The organism is Pseudomonas sp. UFMG81 (genome assembly GCF_015354575.1).
Lineage (GTDB): Bacteria > Pseudomonadota > Gammaproteobacteria > Pseudomonadales > Pseudomonadaceae > Aquipseudomonas.
This window is the reverse complement of the sequence record NZ_JACAFQ010000029.1, coordinates 33,778-55,398: the sequence shown is the minus strand read 5'-3', so window position 1 is coordinate 55,398 and position 21,621 is coordinate 33,778. Positions and strand designations below refer to the sequence as shown.

The 21,621-nt window shown below is 61.9% G+C and carries 17 protein-coding genes; 1 reads left to right on the top strand and 16 read right to left on the bottom strand.

The annotated features are described in order from the left end of the window. Nucleotides 1-6: 6 nt before the first annotated feature. From IX761_RS19790 to IX761_RS19735, 12 genes are all read right to left on the bottom strand, one after another. Nucleotides 7-1,209, bottom strand: coding sequence for a PcfJ domain-containing protein (locus IX761_RS19790; RefSeq protein WP_228533751.1), 1,203 nt, complete (start codon nt 1,207-1,209; stop codon nt 7-9). Then, on the bottom strand, nt 1,206-3,545 hold the full coding sequence (locus IX761_RS19785; protein ID WP_194791204.1) for a hypothetical protein: 2,340 nt from the start codon (nt 3,543-3,545) through the stop codon (nt 1,206-1,208). The genes IX761_RS19790 and IX761_RS19785 overlap by 4 nt, the downstream gene beginning before the upstream one ends. A gap of 244 nt (nt 3,546-3,789) precedes the next feature. Then, nucleotides 3,790-5,418, bottom strand: a complete 1,629-nt coding sequence (locus tag IX761_RS19780; protein ID WP_194791203.1) for a hypothetical protein — start codon at nt 5,416-5,418, stop codon at nt 3,790-3,792. 25 nt (nt 5,419-5,443) lie between these two features. Next, a complete protein-coding gene (locus IX761_RS19775; RefSeq protein WP_194791202.1) occupies nt 5,444-6,457 on the bottom strand; it encodes a class II aldolase/adducin family protein in 1,014 nt (337 codons plus the stop codon). Then, nucleotides 6,457-7,206 (bottom strand): HAD family hydrolase, encoded by a 750-nt coding sequence (locus tag IX761_RS19770; protein WP_194791201.1) that lies wholly within the window; start codon nt 7,204-7,206, stop codon nt 6,457-6,459. The genes IX761_RS19775 and IX761_RS19770 overlap by 1 nt, the downstream gene beginning before the upstream one ends. Next, a complete protein-coding gene (locus IX761_RS19765; protein WP_194791200.1) occupies nt 7,206-9,257 on the bottom strand; it encodes a uridine kinase in 2,052 nt (683 codons plus the stop codon). The genes IX761_RS19770 and IX761_RS19765 overlap by 1 nt, the downstream gene beginning before the upstream one ends. Next, on the bottom strand, nt 9,254-9,859 hold the full coding sequence (locus IX761_RS19760) for a phosphatidylinositol-specific phospholipase C/glycerophosphodiester phosphodiesterase family protein (protein ID WP_194791199.1): 606 nt from the start codon (nt 9,857-9,859) through the stop codon (nt 9,254-9,256). The genes IX761_RS19765 and IX761_RS19760 overlap by 4 nt, the downstream gene beginning before the upstream one ends. After that, nucleotides 9,856-10,554 carry a glycosyltransferase family 2 protein gene (locus IX761_RS19755; RefSeq protein WP_194791198.1) on the bottom strand — a complete coding sequence of 233 codons (699 nt, stop codon included), beginning with the start codon at nt 10,552-10,554 and terminating at the stop codon, nt 9,856-9,858. Before IX761_RS19755 ends, IX761_RS19760 begins: the two co-directional genes overlap by 4 nt. Continuing rightward, the gene (locus IX761_RS19750) at nt 10,551-10,925 is read right to left on the bottom strand and encodes a GtrA family protein (RefSeq protein WP_194791197.1); all 375 of its coding nucleotides are present in this window, start codon (nt 10,923-10,925) and stop codon (nt 10,551-10,553) included. The genes IX761_RS19755 and IX761_RS19750 overlap by 4 nt, the downstream gene beginning before the upstream one ends. A 17-nt stretch (nt 10,926-10,942) precedes the next feature. Then, nucleotides 10,943-12,610, bottom strand: a complete 1,668-nt coding sequence (locus IX761_RS19745) for a sugar phosphate nucleotidyltransferase (protein WP_194791196.1) — start codon at nt 12,608-12,610, stop codon at nt 10,943-10,945. A 318-nt stretch (nt 12,611-12,928) separates the two neighbouring features. Continuing rightward, nucleotides 12,929-13,507 carry a single-stranded DNA-binding protein gene (locus IX761_RS19740; protein ID WP_194791195.1) on the bottom strand — a complete coding sequence of 193 codons (579 nt, stop codon included), beginning with the start codon at nt 13,505-13,507 and terminating at the stop codon, nt 12,929-12,931. A 9-nt stretch (nt 13,508-13,516) separates the two neighbouring features. Further along, a complete protein-coding gene (locus IX761_RS19735) occupies nt 13,517-14,911 on the bottom strand; it encodes an MFS transporter (protein WP_194791194.1) in 1,395 nt (464 codons plus the stop codon). 129 nt (nt 14,912-15,040) lie between these two features. Here IX761_RS19735 and uvrA point away from each other — a divergent pair, with 129 nt between their 5' ends. Further along, nucleotides 15,041-17,875 carry an excinuclease ABC subunit UvrA gene (gene uvrA, locus IX761_RS19730; protein WP_194791193.1) on the top strand — a complete coding sequence of 945 codons (2,835 nt, stop codon included), beginning with the start codon at nt 15,041-15,043 and terminating at the stop codon, nt 17,873-17,875. A 65-nt stretch (nt 17,876-17,940) separates the two neighbouring features. Here uvrA and bfr read toward each other — a convergent pair whose 3' ends face one another. The 4 genes from bfr to IX761_RS19710 form a co-directional block, all read right to left on the bottom strand. Continuing rightward, nucleotides 17,941-18,405 (bottom strand): bacterioferritin, encoded by a 465-nt coding sequence (bfr, locus tag IX761_RS19725; protein ID WP_194791192.1) that lies wholly within the window; start codon nt 18,403-18,405, stop codon nt 17,941-17,943. A 163-nt stretch (nt 18,406-18,568) separates the two neighbouring features. Then, the gene (locus tag IX761_RS19720) at nt 18,569-20,008 is read right to left on the bottom strand and encodes a catalase (RefSeq protein ID WP_194791191.1); all 1,440 of its coding nucleotides are present in this window, start codon (nt 20,006-20,008) and stop codon (nt 18,569-18,571) included. 171 nt (nt 20,009-20,179) lie between these two features. After that, entirely contained in the window at nt 20,180-20,566 is a 387-nt protein-coding gene (gene rplQ / locus IX761_RS19715; RefSeq protein WP_003255451.1) for a 50S ribosomal protein L17, read from the bottom strand. Between the two features lie 42 nt (nt 20,567-20,608). Next, nucleotides 20,609-21,610: a DNA-directed RNA polymerase subunit alpha gene (locus IX761_RS19710; RefSeq protein ID WP_003255452.1), complete on the bottom strand. Its 1,002-nt coding sequence runs from the start codon at nt 21,608-21,610 to the stop codon at nt 20,609-20,611. Between the last annotated feature and the right edge of the window lie 11 nt (nt 21,611-21,621).

Sequence of the window (21,621 nt, the reverse complement as noted above, 5' to 3'; positions counted from 1 at the left end):
ATTGCCTCAGCGGTGGGTGGATAGCCAGTCATCGATGCCAGCGGCCATGGCCGCGGTCATGCCGGGCCAGGTCACGCCTTCGGTGGCGTAGGCCGGGCCGTCGTGTGCGGGCTGGCCGAGCAGGTGGCGCAAGGCGTAGCGCAGCGTGGCGGCACGCGGCGGCGTGGCACGCAACTGCTCGGGCTGACGCGCCGCCACCAGCCACTCCACCAGCGCCGAGGGCGCGGCGAAACGGTCGAACAACTGCGGGTGCTGGGCGATCAGCCGTGCCTGGGTGCTGGGGTCGGTCACCGCTTCCAGCCGGCACCAGCCTGCGTCGCAGCGCACCACGCCGATGGCCAGGCAGTCTGCGGGTGTTTGCCGGTCGGTGCCCAGCGCGTTCAGGCAGGTGAGCACGTCGTCCAGGTAGCGGGCCACCGGCGGGCGGTTCTGCTTGCCCTTGAGCTGGTCGAGACGCAGGCTGCCGTCGGCCATGACCAGCAGGCTGATGGTGATGTGCGGCTGGCCCTGGCCGTCGCGCAGGCTGAAGATGCGCATGCGCCCGGCCTCCACGGCCTCGGCGTAGCTTTCGCCGTAGCCACCGTGCAGGGCACGACGGTCGGCGAACTGGCCGAGGCAGTGGCGCATCACGTAGCTTTCGAAGGCCATTTCCTCACGCAGGTGCGGGCCGTCCGGGAGCAGCTCGACCAGCGCGTGCTCGTCGCACTCGACCACCCGGCGCACCGCCTCCGGCCGGCTCTGGCGCCAGCCTTGGGCCTGGCGCGCGGCCATGCGCGCGTGTTCCTGGTGCCACAGCGCCAGGGCCTGCGGGCAATTGATGCGTTCGAGCTTGCCGTCCAGCGCCGTGCCTTTGCGCGAGCCGAGGAACTCCACCAGCATCGCTTCCTGCTCCAGCACCGCCGGGTGTTCCGGGTCGAGCCAGGCGAGCGTCACCGCACCGTCCGCCTTGGCCGCCTGCTCCAGGTGACGGCCGACCCAGGCCGGCACCGCCTGCCCTTGCAACAAGGTCGCGGCCTGCTCGAGGCTGTGCACCCGTTGCACTGGCTCGAAGTTGCCGACCAGCTGGCGGTAGAAATGGTTGAGCAACCAGCTGCGCACCGCTGCGTCGTCGCCCCTGGCCTGGCTGCGTTGCTCCAGGCGGCGCTTGAGCGCTTCGGCGTTGAGCAGGTTGCGCGGCGCATAGGCGCCGGCGCGCGGGGTGGCGATCATTTCCACACTTGCCACCAGCGCTTGGCTGCGGGCGCGGGCGCCTGCACCGGCACCTGCTGCATCTCGTCGATGATCTCGCGCAGGGTGGCGGCGTTGGCCACGTCGTGGGGCGCCTCGCTGCCGGCGCACAGGGCCAGTGCCGCGGTGTAGCGGGCGATGGCTTCATCCTTGCGGCCGAGGTTCTTGAACAGATCACCGGCATCCCAGGTCAGCAGCGTGTCGTTGTGCCCAACGATGATCGCCTCGTAACGCTGCCACAGCGCCAGCGCGGCGTCGGGCTGGGTGGGGGCCAGGTGCAGGGCCACTTTCATCCGGCAGCGCAGGCCGTCGTAGTCGACTTGCTGGTCGGTGATGTCCTGCTCGGCCTGCCAGTCGAGCAGGCGTTGCAGCCAGATGGTGATCTCGTGGTCGCGGTCGAGGAAATACAACGCCCGGGCGACCTTGCCGATGTATTCGTCCGGGTCGTGACGGCCGTAGCCATGGGCGAGGACGAAGTGCCACAGTGCTTCCGCCGCCTGGCACACCGCGGCGTGGTCGTCGAGGGCGAGCTGGGCGTTGAGCAGGCCATTGTAGTGCTCGGCGAAGGGGCTGGCGTCGATGCCGCGCTGGTGCAGCTCGATGGACGCCTCGACGCGCTCATGGCCCTCAAGGTAGCGGTAGTTGATCGCCAGGTTGTTGCACAGCATCGAGTACAGGTGCGCGCAGCCGTCGCCACGGTGGCCGTGGCCTGTGGCGAAGTAGCGCTCCAGGCATGCCTGGCCGCGCTCATAACCCTCGCGCTGGACCCTCTCGCTCAAGTGCCGGGCTTCGGCCTGCTGCTCGGGGGCCAGGGTTTCGATGAAACGTTCGACCAGCCCCGACAGCTTGCCGCTGTGGTTGTAGTAGTCGTAGCCGCTGGCCAGGGTGAACGCTGGCAGGTGCAAGGCCGCGAACAGGCCCTGGGCATCGGCCGTGGCATGCATCAGGGCATAGCTGCTGCGGTGGTCGTCCAGCTGACCGCTGGCGAAGGCTTCCTGCAGCAGGGCCAGTTCGGTGGCCGCGTCGATGCGCCCGATCTGACGATCGCGCACGGCTTGCAGGCGCAGGATCCAGGGGTGGCGCGGGGCGATGCGCTGGGCGTCGGCCAGGGCCAGGGCGTACAGACGCGCGAGCCGCTCGGGCTGTTCGCCGTCGTCGTACAGCGCCTCGAGCAGCGCGCCCTTCCCCGCTGGCGCCTCGTCGAGGCCTGGCAGGCACTCGAGGAAGTGCTCCAGCACTTCTTCACTGTCGCAGGCGCGCATCACGCACAGTGGCCACCAGACGCTCGGGTCCTGGGCGAGCAGGCGCTCGGCCACCACCCTGGCGGCGACGGGCGCGGCGGCCGCGCGCAAGTCATAGATCTCGTGGAAGGCTCGCCGCCCTGCCCGTTCGATTTCGCCCGCCTCGACCAGCCAGGGCAGTTCGTAGGCGATGAAGCTGTTGTCGCCATCGCTGTCCAGGGCAATGGCCGCGGCCGGCAGTATGCGCAGCGCGCCCGGCAGGTCGCCCTGGGCGTGCAGGGCCCGGGCGGCGAGGCGCGCCAGGCGCACTTCCCACTCGCGGCGCTGGGGCTGCGACAGGTCGGCGATCAGCGCCATCACCGGTTGCTCGAACATGGCCAGGCGCAGTGGGATCAGCGTAATCAGGCCATTGCCCAGCCAGATCCAGTCGCCCTGGTCGATGTCCTGGTCCGGGCCGGCCTGGCGCAGCGCGGCCACGGCTTCGAGGGCGACTTCGCGGGCCTCGGCCTGCTGGTCGTGGTTATGCAGCGCCCAGGCCCGGCGGCAGGCGCGGTCAGCCTGGTCCCAGGCACGCAGGGTGGCACGCCCGGGGTTGAGCAGGGTCAGGGCGTGGCGGGCATCGATGGCCTTGAGCGCCAGCGCCAGGGAACGCTGTTCGAGCTGCTCGAAGATAGCCGCGCGGCGGTAGTGCTCGACGTCGTAGTCGGGCGCGACCTGGGCCATGGCCTGGGCTTCGTCGAGCAGTTGCTCCAGCAGTGGCTCGTCGTCGCAGTAGTTGGCCAGGCGCAGGCGCTTGAGCAGCAGGCACATGCTCAGTTCGGCGCGGGCGGCGGGGTCGCAGTGTTCGAGCAGGTGTTGGCCGTCCAGCTCGAGCACGCGGGTGGCTGCGTGCAGGTCACCGGCGTTGACCCACAGCACATGCAGGCGCTCGATCGAGCCGATCGAGTCGGCGTGCAGCGGCGTGGCCTTGAGCTGCTCCAGCAGCGCGGCCGCGCCGTGGTCCTGGAGGACGCCGTCGAGGCGGTCCAGCAATTGCTCGAGTTCGATGCCGGTAATGACGGTACTGGCGGCTGTCATGTGCTGCTCCCTGTGATGACCTGCGCACACCCCCTGTGCGTTGTGGCGCGCACGCTACCAGTTGCGCCTGACGAAGCCAAGATATTTGGCGTCAATATGCCAGCATCGTTCAACAGCAATTGATCAAGCAGCGGCGTTCAGCAATAGAGCAACGTCACACGCTCAAACAGCAAGGTGCAATGCATCTTCCTTGCCTGTTCGGGCGCGCGCCCCAGCAGATGAGCCAAGCATCTGGCTGCCCCGCTCACTGAGCGACAGCCTTGAGTACGCGTGCGCGCCCAATATCGCAGACCAGTGTGAACTGACGGCCATCGAACTCGCCGCCCTGGAGAATCTGTTGCCGATAATGCCGATCCTGTCGATAGGCTTGCGCCGTGGCGCCGTTGGTCATACTGACTTTTTCATTGAACTTATCATCCGGCAAGGCGCCGACAGCCTTCTCGGTATCCAGCACCATAAAGTCAATCGGACGCCCACAGTACTTACCTGCCGGAGACAAATTGTTCCAGGCCAACGAAACACAGGTCTGCGGATCACTAAGACTATTCATGAACATCGGCAATGTGAAATCCATGAAGATTTGCCCGACCGGAGCACCGGCACTGTGCTCTTCAATGCAATGCTTTACCGCACGCGCAAGCGCGGTATCGGACTGGACCGTGATGCGCTTTACAAAGAAGCTGGCGTGACTGGTTCCTTCCTCCGCCTTGCGAAGTGAAGAATGAACCATGTACACCTGCTGTGCAGCCAGGAGCACAATCACCGCCCCAAGTACGTAGATGCCCCTATTGACTCGGGCATAGCCTATGACCCCAAGCAGCAGCACGAAGGACACACCAGTGAAGTAGGAGCCCACACTGCCTACGTTTTTCACGGAAATGACCAGGTAGCCAGCGGCCAGGATGAAAAGCGCGAGTACGGCCAGCATGTCAAAACGCCTTGAACGGTCTGCGCGTACAGCAAAGTACCAGCCAACCGCCAGTGTGCCCATCGCCAGCATCCCTCCAAAGGTCACGAAGACGCCAGAATAGAATCGGGCCAGGGGATTAGCAGGCCCTGAAGGCACCCGTGTGACTTCCAAGAACTTCTGCAACTGCCCGATATAGTCGGTCCAATAGTGAGGCTCGCTGGGTATCCACAAGAATGACGGATTGGTCAGGACAACCAATGCCACACAAAAAATCACCGCGGCAGGCACGATTGTCGCTAACGCTCGCCGTCTTTCGATGCGCCGTAACACCAACGCCGCAATGAGCGGCGCAATGAGCAGGCCACTGAGTTTTATTGCGCCCGCGATTGCGAGACTCAATGCCACCCGCACCCCTCCAGCAGGGGTCAGCTTGGCCTGGGTGAATGCGCAGGACAGGGTGAGCAGCGAGAAGAATGTAACGGCGTTGACCGTGCCGAAGCGCAGTGAAAAGTAGCCGAGCGACGGAAACAATATGAAAATCAGGACCGCACTGGCACACGCCCACCTGGGCACATCAAACCGCCTGAGCAATGTGTGCATCACCCACATGCTGAGGACCGCGAACACCAACGAAACCTGCCGAGGAATCACAATCAACGGCCAAACCAGGGAATAACTTTGCTCAAGCAGGAAGAAGGGATACGTGATCAGCGCCATGAAGGCCCAGTAGACCCATCCATAGGCATAGTCATTCAGCAGGAGAAACCCCGACCAGTCTCGAGCCTGCAGCAGCAGGTGCATGCGCCGCAGGCTTGCCTGAAAGCCTACATCGTCATAAGCCCGAAAGCCCAGGATGTCGAAACCGCTGGAGAACACAAAGTTTTCGACAAACAAGAACACGACTACCAGCGCGACCAGCAGATAGCACAATCGGCTATAGCGCCGCAGACACTTTTCAGACATCACATCTACCCAGAGCAGTTATTGATTATTTAGCCAGCTGCTGGCGATAGCGTTCAGCATCCCAATCCAGCAGTTCGCAGATTTCTTGCTCTTCGAGCCCCCTCAGGGACTCGTCAGCTGCCTGCCTGGTGACCACATCGTAGTAGCAACGCAGTTGGGCTTGTTTGGCCGCGTTGAAACCTGGTGCCACAAAAGTACCGACGCCGCGAATGAATAGAATTTCTGGCAGCCCGCTGAGGCTGCCTATCGCAGCGGGGGTATCGATCGTAACGGCACTCGGCCCCAGGAACACGACATGGTCGGGATAAAGCGCCCAGTCTTGCTGCGTCCGCCTGAACAGCACCGGGTCAATGGACAACTGATGCAGCAGGGGGTCACTGGCCGGTTTCCAATTGCCCCTTGCATCACTCAGGGGCAAGTGCTCCATAAGGCCCAACGGAAGTACTGGCCTCGGGACAGTGCTCAACTTGTTTGTCAGTGTCTCGAGGATGGCAGCTATTTCCGCCACCGTATCGCCAGCCACGACCACGCCATGGCTTTGGAGAAACACCACATTGGCATCCGGCGTACTGGCCAACGCCTCGGCTACCGCCTGGGCGAGCGCGGCACCGGGCTTGTAATAGCCAACAGCCGCCCATGTCATCCCCGGCAACGACGCGTGATTGAGTGACGTGGGGAAATCTGCCCTGACCAGGTGCGCAAGCACATCAATTGCATGCACATGCACAACAATGCGTTGCGGCATGAGCGCGTGCAGCAGGGTTTCTATCGATGGCCTCAGGCCTGCGTCATCCAGCACGACAGGCTTGATACCGAAATCTTGCACCGCCAGTCCCTTGCGCAGCTGGTGCAAGTCAACGGAGACAAAGATGGGCTGGTTCAGCGCATCTGCCAGCCAGGTACCGGAAGCTTTCACCCACAGGACTTCGCCATCCTTCCAGGAAACGTTGCCGCCGGCCCCCTGCACGAGCAGGGGCTGAGCGCCGAGCTTCGCACTGTACTCACGGACTTCATCCGCGACTGCACATGGCTCCGACATCACCGCAGCTCCCCCATTTTCGCAATCAGCTTGCGCAGGTCATTGAAACTGCTGAATGACGCATCCGGGGCATTCTCGCCTGTGCCCAGCTCGACGCCGGCGTGAACCTTCTGCAGCGTGACCGCATTGATCTTCTGCCTGCCACCCTGGATGTCGTTGACCGGGTTGTCACCAATCATCCAGATGCGCTCGCCCTTGGGGCGCATTTTTTCCAGTGCGATCTGAAACGGCGCCGCGTGCGGCTTATCGAAACCGGCCTCTTCACTGGTCACGATGTAGTCGAAGTAGTGGTCCAGCCCAAAGTAAACGACCTTCCGAAACTGAATCTGGGCGGTGAGATCGGTAACGATAGCCGTAGGGACCCCCAGCAGGCGCAGGTCGTCCAGCACATCCTTGACCCCGTCGAACAGCGTGGCGTTGGACAGGAACGTACGCCAGTACGTTTGTTCGAAATCCAATGCCAGCAACACCTGCGAGCCAAGCCCAAGGATCTCCAGCATGCGCTGAAGGTACAGCAGGCGGCTGTGGGAGGACGCGGTGTGCTTCAACCGCTCCTTGACCTGTCGGCGCGCTTCCTTGAAGGCAGTGTCAAACTCTTCGCGGGTGATCGAGAACGCATCGACCACTTTCTCCCTCACCGCATGCTGTGCTGCTTCATGCGCGGGGTCGTAGTGATACAGCGTGTTGTCGGTATCGAAGAGGATGGCATCCGGAAGTCGATCGAAGCGCGCGTTTTGGTAGATTTTCATCACATGAACCGTTTGGTAAGCGCCTGGTTGATATGCGCGAGGGTGATCAATTGCATGACACCAATCATGCCGTCCTGCCATTCAGGTTTGATATCCAGAAACTCGAGCACCCGCGGGCACACCAGTTTTGCGGCCATCGCCATGTCGTCAGCCGAGGTCTCACCCTCGATCACCAGCTCGGTGGCGGCAGCCTGATTACGCACGGAATAATCCACGTGCAGCCCACAGACCCCCACCAGGACACGCGTCAACAGCATTTCATTGAAGCCATGGCGCGAGCTCACCACGAGCTTGAAACGCAACGGGTGCTGTTCATCGACCGATTCCAGCATGCGCGGATGAATCGGTTGCAGGGACAACACGATGTCTGCGTGGCGTGCTTGTGGGCGAATGAAACTGGCCGAGTCCGGGGCTCTTCGCTCAAATGAGCGCTGCACGCTCTCGGGGCTATGCCCACGCTGTTTGACATCACGCTCCAGCTTGAAATGACGCCGCAGCCCCTCGTCTATATCCAGGTAGATGCTCAGGTTGTAACAGTCCCTGAGGATGGGTATATGCAGAGCGTGCAAGCCACTGGCAATGACAAAGTCATTGCTCTTGATGTGACAGGGCCGGCTCATCTTTCCCGTTGAATGGTCGTAATGCCGCGAATGAATGGTCTTGCCATCCGCCAGCGCCAGCAGATCGCGGGAGAAGCCCTCCAGGTCATTGGCCACCGGATTCAAATGCGTCATCACTTGCCACATCGGCTTGTGCCGATCCCAGCGGTGATAATCGTCCCCCGAAATCGTCGCCACGGAGTGTTGCCCGAACAGATGCTTGACGGCATCGGAGAAGGTGTCCTTGCCCGCCCCCGAGTCGCCTGCGATACCAATCACAAACGGGCGCCGGCTCAAGCGGAAGTAGTCATTGCGCTGGATGGTTTCCCGCGCAATCCGTATGGCGAGGATGATGCCGATGGCAACGAGTGCTGTGTTCAGAAGCGAGGTGATGTGATGCGCCATGCCGACCCCACCCTGCCACTCGACCAGCAGCAGCTGCCAATTTTCAGGCAGCAGAACCTGGGCGGCATCCAGTAGCGTGCCTAGCGCAAAAACACCTGCGAACAGGCTGGTGAGGAAAATGGCCGTCCGGTCGCTCCTGGCCTGGTACTGCACCAGGAATGGCACGGCCCACAGGAACCAGCCAGGCGAGGCGGGGGTTGCCAGTACGATCAACAGGAACACCAGCCCCAGGATGCTGCTGAAGAGGTCGTAGTTGAGCCGTCGCACGCGCCAGGCGGCATACAGGGTGATCAGGTAGACCAGCGGCACGACATAGATCGACACCCGATTACCCAGGTCGAACGCCAGCGAATAGACCTTGGCCATCTCGGGATTGTCGAACAGCATCCGCGGCCCGTCGACGCAGAGCACAAAGGGGACGATCAACACCAGCACCGCGATGGCGCCGCCCTTCACGAACGCTGGCAGGAGTTGCCGAATCGAGCGGTTGTGCAGCAGATAGATGACGAAAAACGGCAGCGCCATCAACATGCTGAGCTTCGCTGAAATGGCAGCCACCAGGGCCATGCCCGCGTACTGCATTTGCAACTTGCGCAGCAGATGCAACGACAGTGTCAGCAGCGCAACGGGCACTACATCATTGAGCCCCATCACATACGTGGGCACGATGACCAGCGGTGACAGCCAGTAGGCGAACAACAGCAGTTGCCTTCGGTCTGGCAGGAACCGCTGCAACAGCGCAAACAGCGCCAGGTCGGCAATCAGCAGGCTGATCCCGTAACCAATGGCCAATGGGGCGCCAAGCAATTTGCACAGCGCGGTCAGCGGCAAGAGGAACAGCCACATCACGTAGCCGTAGGGGAACGCGATGATCGATCCTTCAGCCGACAGCCAGGCGGTCCAGGGCAACAGCGTGAACGGCTCGGTGGTCACCGCCATGAAGGGGGCATACCACTCCAGCACCGCCGGGGCAGAGACCAGGAATATCAGGGTGCAACGAAGTACCAGCCCAACGATGAATAGAGGATTGCAAAGCAGCTGTTTCATGGTTGGGCAACCAACCCTTCCCACAGATCGGCACGTTTGGTGCAAACCGCGTCCATCTGGATACCTCGCTCGACCAGCAGCCTGGCCATCTGCGGGATCTCAAGTTCGGCATCACGGCCCTGCAGTTCGGGAGAGACCAGGCACAGACGGAAGCCGGCAGCCTTCAGCCGCTGCGCATCTTCGCGCTGCAGTGGGAAATGCGTGAAGCAGTCGACCCACACCCAGTCGACCTTGCCGGCGAGGGACAATGCCGTCTCGATGGATTCGAACTCCGAGACCCGCACGGCACAGTTGCGTTCACCCAGTCGCGCCCACTTGACGAGGAACGGGAAGGACTGGTCGAGGAAGAAGTAATCCTGGATGTGGCTTGCCTTCATCAGTTCGATGAGGCGGGCCTCCAGCCCTTCTTCCTTGACGTTGAGGATAAGCGTCTGGTGCTGGTAATTGCCAAGCCACTCTTCAAAGGAAACACCGTCGATGAAGGGGTCATGGTGAATAACCAGTTTGTTCCCGAAACTGCGGATATCCACTTCGACACCATAACGGCGGTCCGTAGCATCAAGCTCAGGGAGCGTGTTCCTTCTGTGAGCGATAATCTTCATGGCTTCAGCGTCCTTCGAAGTTTCAGACTGAAATCGACTGTACGTGCGATAAACTTGCGTTTGGCGGCCCAATTGACATTCCAGTGAGACACCCCGTGGGCCCGCTCACCGAAATGAACGGGGAAACGATGCACAGCGTATTTCTGCTGCCGGGCCAGGTAATAGGCATACAGGTCCAGGGAGAAATCATGCGGGGGCGTCTCCCAGGTTTCGAAGAAGCGCCGGCTGAACAGCGTGGGCTGCGCGTTGATATCCCAGAGCGGTTGGCGCAGCAACACCGTTTCGAAGACACTCATGCCAATGGTGAACAACGTGTCCGCCAATGGCCGTCCATGGCGACGCCCTTTGATGAACACGTGCTGGCCATGCCGCTCCACCAGCGCGAGGCCCAGCAGGGCATCTTGCGGGTCGGTCTGCATGTCGGCGTGGGTCCAGCCGAGCATTTCACCCTTGGCTGCGCGCAGCCCACTGAGAATACCGAAGCCATAGCCCTGGTTCTGCTCCACGCGAATGCTCCGACAGCCCGGATAGGCCGGCAGCAGTGTGCTCAGCACCTCGGGCGTGTTGTCGGATGAGCCGTTGTCGACCAGGATGACTTCTACCCCGGGCGTGGCCCCCAGCGCCTTGCAGCGCTCCAGCAGCAAGGGAAGGTTGGCCGCTTCGTTGTAGCAAGGAATGACCAGCGAGAATCTCATAGCGCCCCCTCGGGACTACTTGTCTTGAAGACAAAGAACTTCATGCCCAGGAAGTTGAGCACTGCCGATACCCCTGTCGCCAGGACGAAGGCGAGCGGAACGATGCCCCCCAGCGTCGACAGCGCGAGGCGGTTGATGGCTATGTTTGCCAACAGGGTGCAGGCATACAGGCACACGAATCGCCCCACACTACCCTGCGCGGGCACCTTGGCATTGAACGTCCAGAAGCGGTTGGCAAAGTAGGCGAACACGGTGCCCACCAGAAAACCGACACCTTTTGCCCAGTCGACAGGCAACCACCCAGCGCTGGCCAGACCGCGATAGCTCAGGAAATCGACCAGCACCGTCAGGCTCCCCACCACCAGGAACACCAGAGCCTCTCGCCTCATCATGCCTGTGGGCCTGGCACGACGGGGACCTGCGCCCGGTAGTGTTCCTCAAGTGTCGCGACGCTTGCCTCGGGCACTCGGGTGTCGAGCTCGAGACGGTATGGGTGGCTTGCCCACTTGTGGAAGCATGACTGCCAGTACTCAAACGTACGCAGGTCATTGGGGGTGCCCCAGGACAGGAATGCGTCGACTTCGAACAGGACGCACTTGAGCCCCAGCGCAATGGCATGGTTGATACAGGAGTCGATGTAGAACTCGCCGTTGATTCGGTCATTCGCGTCGATCAGACGGTCGACGACACGCCTGAACCCTTCGGCTTCCCGGAAGGTGAACGTCCCCAGCACCACGGGATCCGTAGCGGGCTGGCCGAGCGGTGTCTTGACCGAAATCCGCTTGATCAGCCCTTGCTCACTGTCAATCCAGCCGAACATCTGTGGATGGCGCACGGCATTGGCGTGGCCGCGCACACCCCAGACAATGACGTCGACGCTGGCGTCGTCCATCAATGCCTGCAACCTGGACATCGAGTAGAGTGCGCCGTTGTCGCATGCACCAAACGTCACGGGGCCAGCAACATCTGCAACCGTCTCGGCCAATGCGTCGAGCCCGATCAGCGCGGTACAGGCCTGGCCCTCGGTGACACCCGGGATAGACTTGATGACGGCCTGTGGATATGTGCTGCTGAGCGTCGCGCTGATGTGTTCGACACCCGGCATGTCCTGGCGCAATACGAAGGCGTGATGCTCGCCCTTCGGCAAGTCATCCGTTGCCTGGATGACCATGGGTTTTCCCGAAACCGGGATCAGCGGCTTGGTGAGGTCATAACCTTCCCGCGCGAAACGCTGCCCCAGGCCCGCCATCGGGATGACCAGGCTGCCTCTTGCCGCTGCCCCTTGCACAACCTCAGCCATGCCCCGGAAGGCCTTGGACCAGCCCAGGTACTCGGCGACATCATCAGGCGTGCCCCACTGCATGAAGTGCTGCAAGGGGTACACCGCAACCGGCAGGGCGTCCTTGAACAACGCTTTGTACGCCAGGCTGACGTAGTACTCACCGCCGACGTTGAGATCCTCGTCCATGGCGTGCCTGAACGACTTGCTCATCAGGCGCGCCGAGGAGAAGTAGTAGGTACCGCTGGAGGCGTATTCGTCCATGCGGTTATCCGTGTAGGGCTGCTTTTCCTGAATGTCGGTGATCCAGCCATTCGCCTCGCGAATGTAAGCGTAATTGGTACTGCCCAGACTGTGCGGATGAAACCCCTTGTAGGCCGGAATGGCCCCGGCGCAGCCACTGCTTCTGACGAACTGCTTGAAGTGAGGCCAGTCCCAGTAGCAGGTGAAATCACAGTAGTTGACGACCACGGGCCGTTCCGGGTCCAGCAAGTGCTCGACCTGGCGCACTGCATTGATCGGCCCCAGCTTGTGAGCCGGGATCGACTCGATACGACCCGTTGGGCACAGGCGGCGAAGCGTGGCCTCCATCTGATATTCAGGATGACGCAGATGGTCTTCATTGCAGATGAACAGAAAGTCGTGCTCACCCGGAAACATGTCGATTACATGCCCAATGATCGGTTTTCCATCAATTTCAACTAGAGGCTTGGGTACGGTGTAGCCTGCGCGACGGAAGCGCTCCCCAAATCCCGACATTGGGATGACAATTTGCATGAGTATCTCGATGTTGGCGTGATGGAACTTATTGGCACTTTCTTATTGCGCGGCGCCCATGCTCCCCATGGGGATACCCTGCATCTGAACCGCAGCGCGGACTCTACCAAACCCAAATGTCAGAGGCAAAACGCATGCGTGGCTCGGGGCCACCCCGCTTGAACCCGCGCCGCTATGCGCTTCAAGGCCAGCAGCACACTAAAAGAGCACACCATTCAGGCAAATAAAAATCCCTGGCTCGTTAAGAGCCAGGGATTCTACGTCAACCCGCTGAGCACTCCCCTCAAAGTAACTTTCAGGGGTTTGTGCAATTGGTGCTTAGAACGGAATATCGTCGTCGAAGCTGTCGAAGTCAGCGGCTGGCTGCGGGGCCGGCTGCTGGGGTGCAGGACGCTGCGGCGCCTGCTGCGGGCGCGGGGCCTGCTGGCGTGGGGCCTGGTTGTACTGCTGCTGGCCGCCACCCTGGTTGTACTGCTGCTGGCCGCCACCCTGGTTGTACTGCTGCTGACCGCCACCCTGGGTGTACGGGTCACCGCCCTGCTGCTGGTTTTGCGGACGGCCGCCGAGCAGCTGCATGGTGCCCTGCATGTCGACGATGATCTCGGTGGTGTAGCGCTTGATGCCGTCTTTTTCCCACTCGCGGGTCTGCAGCTTGCCTTCGATGTACACCTGCGAGCCTTTGCGCAGGTACTCGCCGGCGATCTCGGCGACCTTGCCGAACATGGACACACGGTGCCACTCGGTACGCTCGACCTTCTGCCCCGACTGCTTGTCGGTCCACTGCTCGCTGGTGGCCAGGCTCAGGTTGGTCACGGCGTTACCGTTGGGCAGGTAGCGGACTTCGGGATCCTGACCGCAGGTGCCGACCAGAATGACTTTGTTAACCCCACGGGCCATAACGTTCTCCTAGGCTTCGCACGCCGAAGAGGCTGGGTTCACCAGACGCTCGAGGGTCGCACGGTCCAAAATTTTCGTATCCAGTTTGATGTACAGGGCGGCTTCTTCTGCCACCACCACGGCGTCGGTCACACCCGGCACGGCCAGCAGGCGTTCGGTCAGCCCGGCTTCCCGGACCGCCTCTGGTGTCAGCGGCATGCGCAGGCTGGTCACGTAGGGTGGCTCGTTCATGCGCAGTGCAGTCACCAACCACACGGCGCACAGGGCCGCACAACCAAGAAACACCATGCTCAGGCCACCGTGCTGGAACAACCAGCCACCGATGATTCCTCCCAGCGCGGCGCCGAGGAACTGGCTGGTGGAGTACACCCCCATCGCCGTCCCTTTGCCGCCGGCGGGCGACACCTTGCTCACCAGCGAAGGCAAGGATGCCTCCAGCAGGTTGAATGCGGTAAAGAATACCACGGTGCCGATCACCAGTCCGCGCAAGTTGTCAGCCCATTGCCAGAAGAACACCTCCACCAGCAGCAATACACTGACCGCACCGACCAGCACGCGTTTCATCTTGCGCTTCTTCTCGCCGTAGATGATGAACGGGACCATTGCAAAAAATGAAACGAGCAACGCGGTCAGGTACACCCACCAGTGCTGCTCCTTGGGCAGACCGCCGCGCTCGACGAAGGCCAGCGGCAGTGCGACGAAGCTGGCCATGAGGATGGCATGCAGCACGAAGATGCCCACATCCAGGCGCAGAAGGTCCGGATGGCGCAGGGTCGGGCCGAGGGCCTGGCGGGCGACGCCGGACTCGCGGTGCTGCAATGTCCTGTGGGTGTTGGGCACGACGAAGGCAATCAGGGCGATCCCGACCAGGGCGAGTCCTGCGGTGGCGAGGAACAATCCTGACAAGCCGAAGGCGCGGGTCAGCAACGGCCCGACGACCATCGCCACGGCGAACGACAGGCCGATGCTCATGCCGATCATGGCCATGGCCTTGGTGCGGTGCTGTTCGCGGGTGAGGTCGGACAGCAGCGCCATGACCGCCGCGGAAATCGCCCCGGCGCCCTGCAGGATGCGCCCGGCGATCACGCCCCAGATCGAGTCAGCCTGGGCCGCCAGCACGCTGCCGAGGGCGAAGATCACCAGGCCCAGGTAGATCACCGGGCGGCGGCCGATGCGGTCGGAGATCACCCCGAAAGGAATCTGCAGCACGGCCTGGGTGAGGCCGTAGGCGCCGATGGCCAGGCCGATCAGCGCGGGGGTGGCGCCGGCCAGGTCCATGCCGTAGGTGGCGAGAACGGGCAGTACCATGAACATGCCCAGCATACGAAAGGCAAAGACCAGGGCTAGGCCGCTTGCGGCGCGGGTTTCGCTGCCACTCATGCGCTCGTTGTGGGTGTCGTGCATGGATTAACCTCGTGTGAACCGGCGGCGATTCTATCAGTCCGACGCCCTGACGGCATCTGCGCGACGCTTTGCCGCGTACTGGCAGCGCGCCGTATACTTCCTTGTTTATGCCCGCCGAGCGAGGCCGTAGTGGACAAGATCCTGATCCGTGGGGCACGTACCCACAACCTAAAGAACATCGACCTCACGCTACCGCGGGACAAGCTGATCGTGATCACCGGCCTGTCCGGCTCCGGCAAGTCCTCGCTGGCGTTCGACACGCTGTACGCCGAAGGCCAGCGCCGCTATGTGGAATCGCTGTCGGCCTATGCCCGGCAGTTCCTGTCGATGATGGAAAAACCCGATGTCGACACCATCGAAGGCCTGTCGCCAGCGATCTCCATCGAGCAGAAGTCGACTTCGCACAACCCGCGCTCGACCGTGGGCACCATCACCGAGATCTACGACTACCTGCGCCTGCTCTATGCGCGGGTGGGCACGCCACGCTGCCCGGACCACGACATCCCGCTGGAAGCGCAAACGATCAGCCAGATGGTCGACCTGGTGCTGGAGAACCCCGAGGGCAGCAAGCTGATGCTGCTGGCGCCGGTGATCCGCGAGCGCAAGGGCGAGCACCTGGCGGTGTTCGACGAACTGCGCGCCCAGGGCTTCGTCCGTGCGCGGGTCAACGGCAAGCTCTACGAACTCGACGAACTGCCCAAGCTGGACAAGCAGAAGAAGCACAGCATCGATGTGGTGGTGGACCGCTTCAAGGTGCGCGCCGACCTGCAGCAGCGCCTGGCCGAGTCGTTCGAGACCGCGCTCAAGCTGGCCGACGGCATCGCCCTGGTGGCGCCGATGGATGACGAGGAAGGCGAAGAGACGATCTTCTCCGCGCGCTTCGCCTGCCCGATCTGCGGCCATGCGATCAGCGAGCTGGAACCCAAGCTGTTCTCCTTCAACAACCCGGCTGGCGCCTGCCCGACCTGCGATGGCCTGGGGGTGAAGCAGTTCTTCGACACCAAGCGCCTGGTCAATGCCGAGCTCACCTTGGCCGAGGGCGCGATACGCGGCTGGGACCGGCGCAACGTCTATTACTTCCAGATGCTCGGCTCGCTGGCCGCGCACTATGGCTTCAGCCTTGAACAGCCGTTCGGCGAGCTGTCGGCCGAAGACCAGAAGGTCATCCTGCACGGCAGCGGCAAGCAGAGCGTCGACTTCAAGTACCTCAACGACCGGGGCGATATCGTCAAGCGCTCGCACCCGTTCGAAGGCATCGTGCCGAACCTCGAGCGCCGCTACCGCGAGACCGAGTCGGCCACCGTGCGCGAGGAGCTGGCCAAGTTCCTCGGCACCCAGCCCTGCCCCGACTGCCGTGGCACCCGCCTGCGCCGCGAGGCACGGCATGTGTGGGTGGGCGAGAAAACCCTGCCGGCGGTCACCAACCTGCCGATCGGCGATGCCAGCAACTACTTCAGCGACCTGACCCTGACTGGCCGCCGTGGCGAAATCGCGGCGAAGATCCTGAAAGAGATCTGCGAGCGCCTGCAGTTCCTGGTCAACGTCGGCCTGGACTACCTGACCCTCGACCGCAGCGCCGACACCCTGTCCGGCGGCGAGGCGCAGCGAATCCGCCTGGCCAGCCAGATCGGTGCCGGCCTGGTGGGGGTGATGTACATCCTCGACGAGCCGTCCATCGGTCTTCATCAACGGGACAACGATCGCTTGCTGGCCACGCTCAATCACCTGCGCGACCTGGGCAATACGGTGATTGTGGTGGAGCACGACGAGGACGCCATTCGCCTGGCCGACTACGTGGTGGACATCGGCCCGGGTGCCGGTGTGCACGGTGGGCAGATCGTCGCCGAAGGTACCCCCGACGAGGTGATGGCACACCCCGACTCGCTGACCGGCAAGTACCTGTCCGGGCGCAAGAAGATCGTCGTGCCGGCCAAGCGCACCCCGCGCAACAAGAAGCTGTCGCTCAAGCTCAAGGGCGCGCGCGGCAACAACTTGCAGAACGTCGACCTGGAAGTGCCGATCGGCCTGTTGACCTGCGTGACCGGCGTGTCCGGCTCGGGCAAGTCGACGCTGATCAACAACACCCTGTTCCCCTTGGCGGCCACTGCGCTCAATGGCGCGAGCACCTTGGAGCCGGCGGCGCACAACAGCATCGACGGCCTGCAACACCTGGACAAGGTGGTCGATATCGACCAGAGCCCGATCGGCCGCACGCCGCGCTCCAACCCGGCAACCTATACCGGCATCTTCACGCCGATCCGCGAGTTGTTCGCCGGGGTGCCGGAGTCGCGCTCGCGTGGCTACGGGCCGGGGCGGTTTTCGTTCAACGTCAAGGGCGGGCGCTGCGAGGCGTGCCAGGGCGATGGCCTGATCAAAGTGGAAATGCACTTCCTGCCGGACATCTACGTGCCGTGCGACGTGTGCAAGAGCAAGCGCTACAACCGCGAAACCCTGGAGATCAAGTACAAGGGCAAGAACATCCACGAGGTGCTGGAGATGACCATCGAGGATGCCCGGGCGTTCTTCGACGCGGTGCCGGCGCTGGCGCGCAAGCTGCAGACGCTGATGGACGTGGGGTTGTCGTATATCAAGCTGGGGCAGTCGGCCACCACGCTGTCGGGCGGCGAGGCGCAGCGGGTGAAGCTGTCCCGCGAGCTGTCCAAGCGCGATACCGGCAAGACCCTGTATATCCTCGACGAGCCGACCACAGGTTTGCACTTCGCTGATATCCAGCAGTTGCTGGACGTGCTGCACCGCCTGCGCGACCACGGCAACACCGTGGTGGTGATCGAGCACAACCTGGACGTGATCAAGACGGCGGACTGGTTGGTGGACCTGGGGCCTGAGGGCGGCTCCAAGGGTGGGCAGATCATTGCCTGCGGCACGCCTGAGGAGCTGGTGGAGCAGAAGCAGTCGTATACCGGGCATTACCTGAAACCGCTGCTGGAGCGCGATCGGGCCTGACCTTGCGCCCATGAAAAAGCCCCTGTCATGTGAGTGACAGGGGCTTTTTTTTAGCTGTGGATAACTTACATCTGCGACTGCAGGTAGTTCTCCAGGCCGATCGCCTTGATCAGGCCCTGCTGTTTCTCAAGCCAGTAGGTGTGATCTTCTTCTGTATCGGCCAACTGCGCCCGCAGGATGTCGCGGCTGATGTAGTCCTTGTGCAGTTCGCACAGCTCGATACCCTTGCACAGCGCGGCGCGGACCTTGTACTCGAGCTTGAGGTCGGCCTCGATCATCTCGGGCACGGTCTTGCCCACTTCCAGATCGTCAGCGCGCATGTCGGGGGTGCCTTCGAGCATGAGGATGCGGCGCATCAGGGCATCGGCGTGCTGCGTCTCTTCTTCCATTTCGTGGTTGATGCGTTCGTAGAGCTTGCCAAGGCCCCAGTCTTCGTACATCCGCGAGTGGATGAAGTATTGATCGCGTGCTGCCAGTTCGCCCTTCAGCAACATGACGAGGTAGTTGATTACGTCCGGGTGACCTTGCATCGCCCTGCTTCTCCCTGTGAATGCTTCAATGCCTCATAGTGTGAACCAGCTTTTGCCCATGGTCACGGGAAAATGCGCAATTGCCTGCAAAAAATCGGCTAAACCGTAGTGATTTTCATTGAAAAACCGCCCAAATGAGGGCGGTTCTTCTTATCACTTCGAGTTAGGCGAGGGTTATGCCCAAGGCTTTGGCAATACCCTCCGCATAGGCCGGATCGGCCTTGAAGAAGTGCTGCAATTGACGCTGGATGACGTCTTCGCTGACACCGGCCATGGTGCCTGCGATGTTGCTGATCAACAGTGCCTGCTGGTCGTCGCTCATCAGGCGGAACAGCGCTCCGGCGTGGCTGTAGTAGTCGGTGTCTTCGCGGTGATCGTAGCGATCGGCCGCACCACTCAATGCCAGCGAAGGTTCGGCGTGCCGCGGCGATTGCTTGGGGGCATCGCTGTAGCTGTTGGGTTCATAGTTCGGTGCGCTGCCGTAGCTGCCCATGGCCATCGAGCCATCGCGCTGGTAGCTGTGCACCGGGCTGCGCGCTGCGTTCACCGGCAGATGCTGGTGGTTGGTGCCCACACGGTAGCGGTGGGCATCGGCGTAGGCGAACACCCGGCCTTGCAGCATTCGATCCGGTGACAGCCCAACGCCCGGGACCATGTTGCTCGGGCCGAAGGTGGCCTGCTCGACTTCGGCGAAGTAGTTGAGCGGGTTGCGGTTGAGCTCCAGCACACCGACCTCGATCAGCGGATAGTCCTTCTGCGACCAGGTCTTGGTCACATCGAACGGGTTCTCCTGGCGGTTCGCCGCCTCGGCTTCGCTCATCACCTGAATGCACACGGTCCAGCGCGGGTAGTCGCCACGCTCGATGGCCTCGAACAGGTCGCGCTGGGCGTAATCAGGGTCGGTACCGGCCAGGCGCGCGGCTTCGGCCGGCGCCAGGTTCTTGATGCCCTGCTGGGTCTTGTAGTGCCATTTGACCCAAGTGCGCTCGCCCTTGTCGTTGATCAGGCTGTAGGTGTGGCTGCCGAAGCCGTGCATGTGCCGGTAGCCATCCGGGATGCCACGGTCGGAGAACAGAATGGTGACCTGGTGCAGCGCCTCGGGCGAATGCGACCAGAAGTCCCACATCATCTGTGCGTTCTTCAGGTTGCTCTGCGGGTGGCGCTTCTGGGTGTGGATAAAGTCCGGGAATTTCAGCGGGTCACGAATGAAGAACACGGGGGTGTTGTTGCCGACGATGTCCCAGTTGCCTTCCTCGGTGTAGAACTTGACTGCGAAGCCGCGCGGATCACGCTCGGTGTCAGCCGAACCGCGCTCGCCGCCGACGGTGGAGAAACGCAGGAAAGTCTCGGTCTGCTTGCCGACGACGCTGAACAGCTTGGCACTGGTGTAGGCGGTGATATCGCGGGTGACGGTAAAGGTGCCGTAGGCGCCAGAGCCTTTGGCGTGCACGCGCCGCTCAGGAATGTTCTCACGATTGAAATGAGCGAGCTTCTCGAGCAAGTGGAAATCGTCGAGCAGCAGCGGGCCGCGCGGGCCGGCGGAACGGGAGTTCTGGTTATCGGCTACAGGTGCACCGCTGGCGGTGGTGAGAATCTTGCTCATGGGCTCTCCTTATGGGGCTTGAACGGCCGGCTAATCGGCTTGGAGAGAGTATTGTCGAGCAGCGTTACAGGAACAAATTCATTGAATGACTTGAATCAATAGAAAATGACAATTCATCAGGCAACAAAAAACCGGGCACTAGGCCCGGTTCTTTGTAGCAGACAGAACGTCTTACTCGGCGGCTTCTACAGCACCACCAACTGGACGATCAACCAGCTCGACGTACGCCATAGGCGCGTTGTCGCCAGCGCGGAAACCGCACTTCAGGATACGCAGGTAGCCGCCCTGACGGGTGGCGTAGCGCTTGCCCAGATCGTTGAACAGTTTGCCAACAGCGGACTTCGAACGAGTACGGTCGAAGGCCAGACGGCGGTTGGCAACGCTGTCTTCCTTGGCCAGGGTGATCAGCGGCTCGGCAACGCGGCGCAGTTCCTTGGCTTTCGGCAGGGTGGTTTTGATCAGCTCGTGCTCGATCAGCGACACAGCCATGTTCTGGAACATAGCTTTGCGGTGAGAGCTGGTACGGCTCAGGTGACGTCCACTTTTACGATGACGCATGATTCATTCCTTACCAAACACAACGTTCGGTGATTACGACGATCAGGCAGTCGCCTTGTCGTCTTTCTTAAGGCTTGCAGGCGGCCAGTTGTCGAGGCGCATGCCGAGAGACAGACCACGGGAGGCCAGGACGTCCTTGATTTCAGTCAGGGACTTCTTGCCCAGGTTAGGAGTCTTCAACAGCTCTACTTCGGTACGCTGAATCAGGTCGCCGATGTAGTAGATGTTCTCCGCCTTGAGGCAGTTGGCCGAACGTACGGTCAGTTCCAGGTCGTCAACCGGGCGCAGCAGGATCGGATCGATCTCGTCTTCCTGCTCGACCACAACCGGCTCGCTGTCACCTTTGAGGTCGACGAACGCGGCCAGCTGCTGTTGCAGGATGGTCGCGGCACGACGGATGGCCTCTTCAGGATCCAGGGTACCGTTGGTTTCCAGATCGATGACCAGCTTGTCCAGGTTGGTACGCTGTTCAACACGGGCGTTCTCGACCACGTAGGCGATACGACGCACCGGGCTGAACGAAGCGTCCAGCTGGAGACGGCCAATGCTGCGGCTTTCGTCTTCGTCGGTCTGACGGGAGTCGGCCGGCTCGTAACCGCGACCACGAGCTACAGTGAGCTTCATGTTCAGGGCGCCGTTGGACGCCAGGTTCGCGATTACGTGATCGGGGTTGACGATCTCGACATCGTGATCCAGCTGAATATCGGCAGCGGTAACCACCCCCGAACCCTTTTTCGACAAGGTCAGCGTAACTTCGTCACGACCGTGCAGCTTGATAGCCAGGCCTTTCAGGTTCAACAGGATTTCAATGACGTCTTCCTGTACACCTTCGATCGCGGAGTACTCATGGAGTACGCCATCGATCTCGGCCTCGACTACTGCACAGCCAGGCATGGAGGACAACAGGATGCGGCGCAGCGCGTTGCCCAGGGTATGGCCGAAGCCACGCTCGAGAGGCTCGAGCGTGATCTTGGCGCGGGTTGGACTGACAACCTGCACATCAATGTGGCGGGGTGTCAGAAACTCATTTACCGAAATCTGCATGGATGCACCTA

What these genes read in the sequence shown, in the direction of transcription:
- IX761_RS19790 (WP_228533751.1), bottom strand. Translation starts at nt 1,209, where the DNA reads ATGATCGCCACCCCGCGCGCCGGCGCCTATGCGCCGCGCAACCTGCTC.
- IX761_RS19785 (WP_194791204.1), bottom strand. Translation starts at nt 3,545, where the DNA reads ATGACAGCCGCCAGTACCGTCATTACCGGCATCGAACTCGAGCAATTG.
- IX761_RS19780 (WP_194791203.1), bottom strand. Translation starts at nt 5,418, where the DNA reads ATGTCTGAAAAGTGTCTGCGGCGCTATAGCCGATTGTGCTATCTGCTG.
- IX761_RS19775 (WP_194791202.1), bottom strand. Translation starts at nt 6,457, where the DNA reads ATGTCGGAGCCATGTGCAGTCGCGGATGAAGTCCGTGAGTACAGTGCG.
- IX761_RS19770 (WP_194791201.1), bottom strand. Translation starts at nt 7,206, where the DNA reads ATGAAAATCTACCAAAACGCGCGCTTCGATCGACTTCCGGATGCCATC.
- IX761_RS19765 (WP_194791200.1), bottom strand. Translation starts at nt 9,257, where the DNA reads ATGAAACAGCTGCTTTGCAATCCTCTATTCATCGTTGGGCTGGTACTT.
- IX761_RS19760 (WP_194791199.1), bottom strand. Translation starts at nt 9,859, where the DNA reads ATGAAGATTATCGCTCACAGAAGGAACACGCTCCCTGAGCTTGATGCT.
- IX761_RS19755 (WP_194791198.1), bottom strand. Translation starts at nt 10,554, where the DNA reads ATGAGATTCTCGCTGGTCATTCCTTGCTACAACGAAGCGGCCAACCTT.
- IX761_RS19745 (WP_194791196.1), bottom strand. Translation starts at nt 12,610, where the DNA reads ATGCAAATTGTCATCCCAATGTCGGGATTTGGGGAGCGCTTCCGTCGC.
- IX761_RS19740 (WP_194791195.1), bottom strand. Translation starts at nt 13,507, where the DNA reads ATGGCCCGTGGGGTTAACAAAGTCATTCTGGTCGGCACCTGCGGTCAG.
- IX761_RS19735 (WP_194791194.1), bottom strand. Translation starts at nt 14,911, where the DNA reads ATGCACGACACCCACAACGAGCGCATGAGTGGCAGCGAAACCCGCGCC.
- bfr (WP_194791192.1), bottom strand. Translation starts at nt 18,405, where the DNA reads ATGCAAGGTCACCCGGACGTAATCAACTACCTCGTCATGTTGCTGAAG.
- IX761_RS19720 (WP_194791191.1), bottom strand. Translation starts at nt 20,008, where the DNA reads ATGAGCAAGATTCTCACCACCGCCAGCGGTGCACCTGTAGCCGATAAC.
- rplQ (WP_003255451.1), bottom strand. Translation starts at nt 20,566, where the DNA reads ATGCGTCATCGTAAAAGTGGACGTCACCTGAGCCGTACCAGCTCTCAC.
- IX761_RS19710 (WP_003255452.1), bottom strand. Translation starts at nt 21,610, where the DNA reads ATGCAGATTTCGGTAAATGAGTTTCTGACACCCCGCCACATTGATGTG.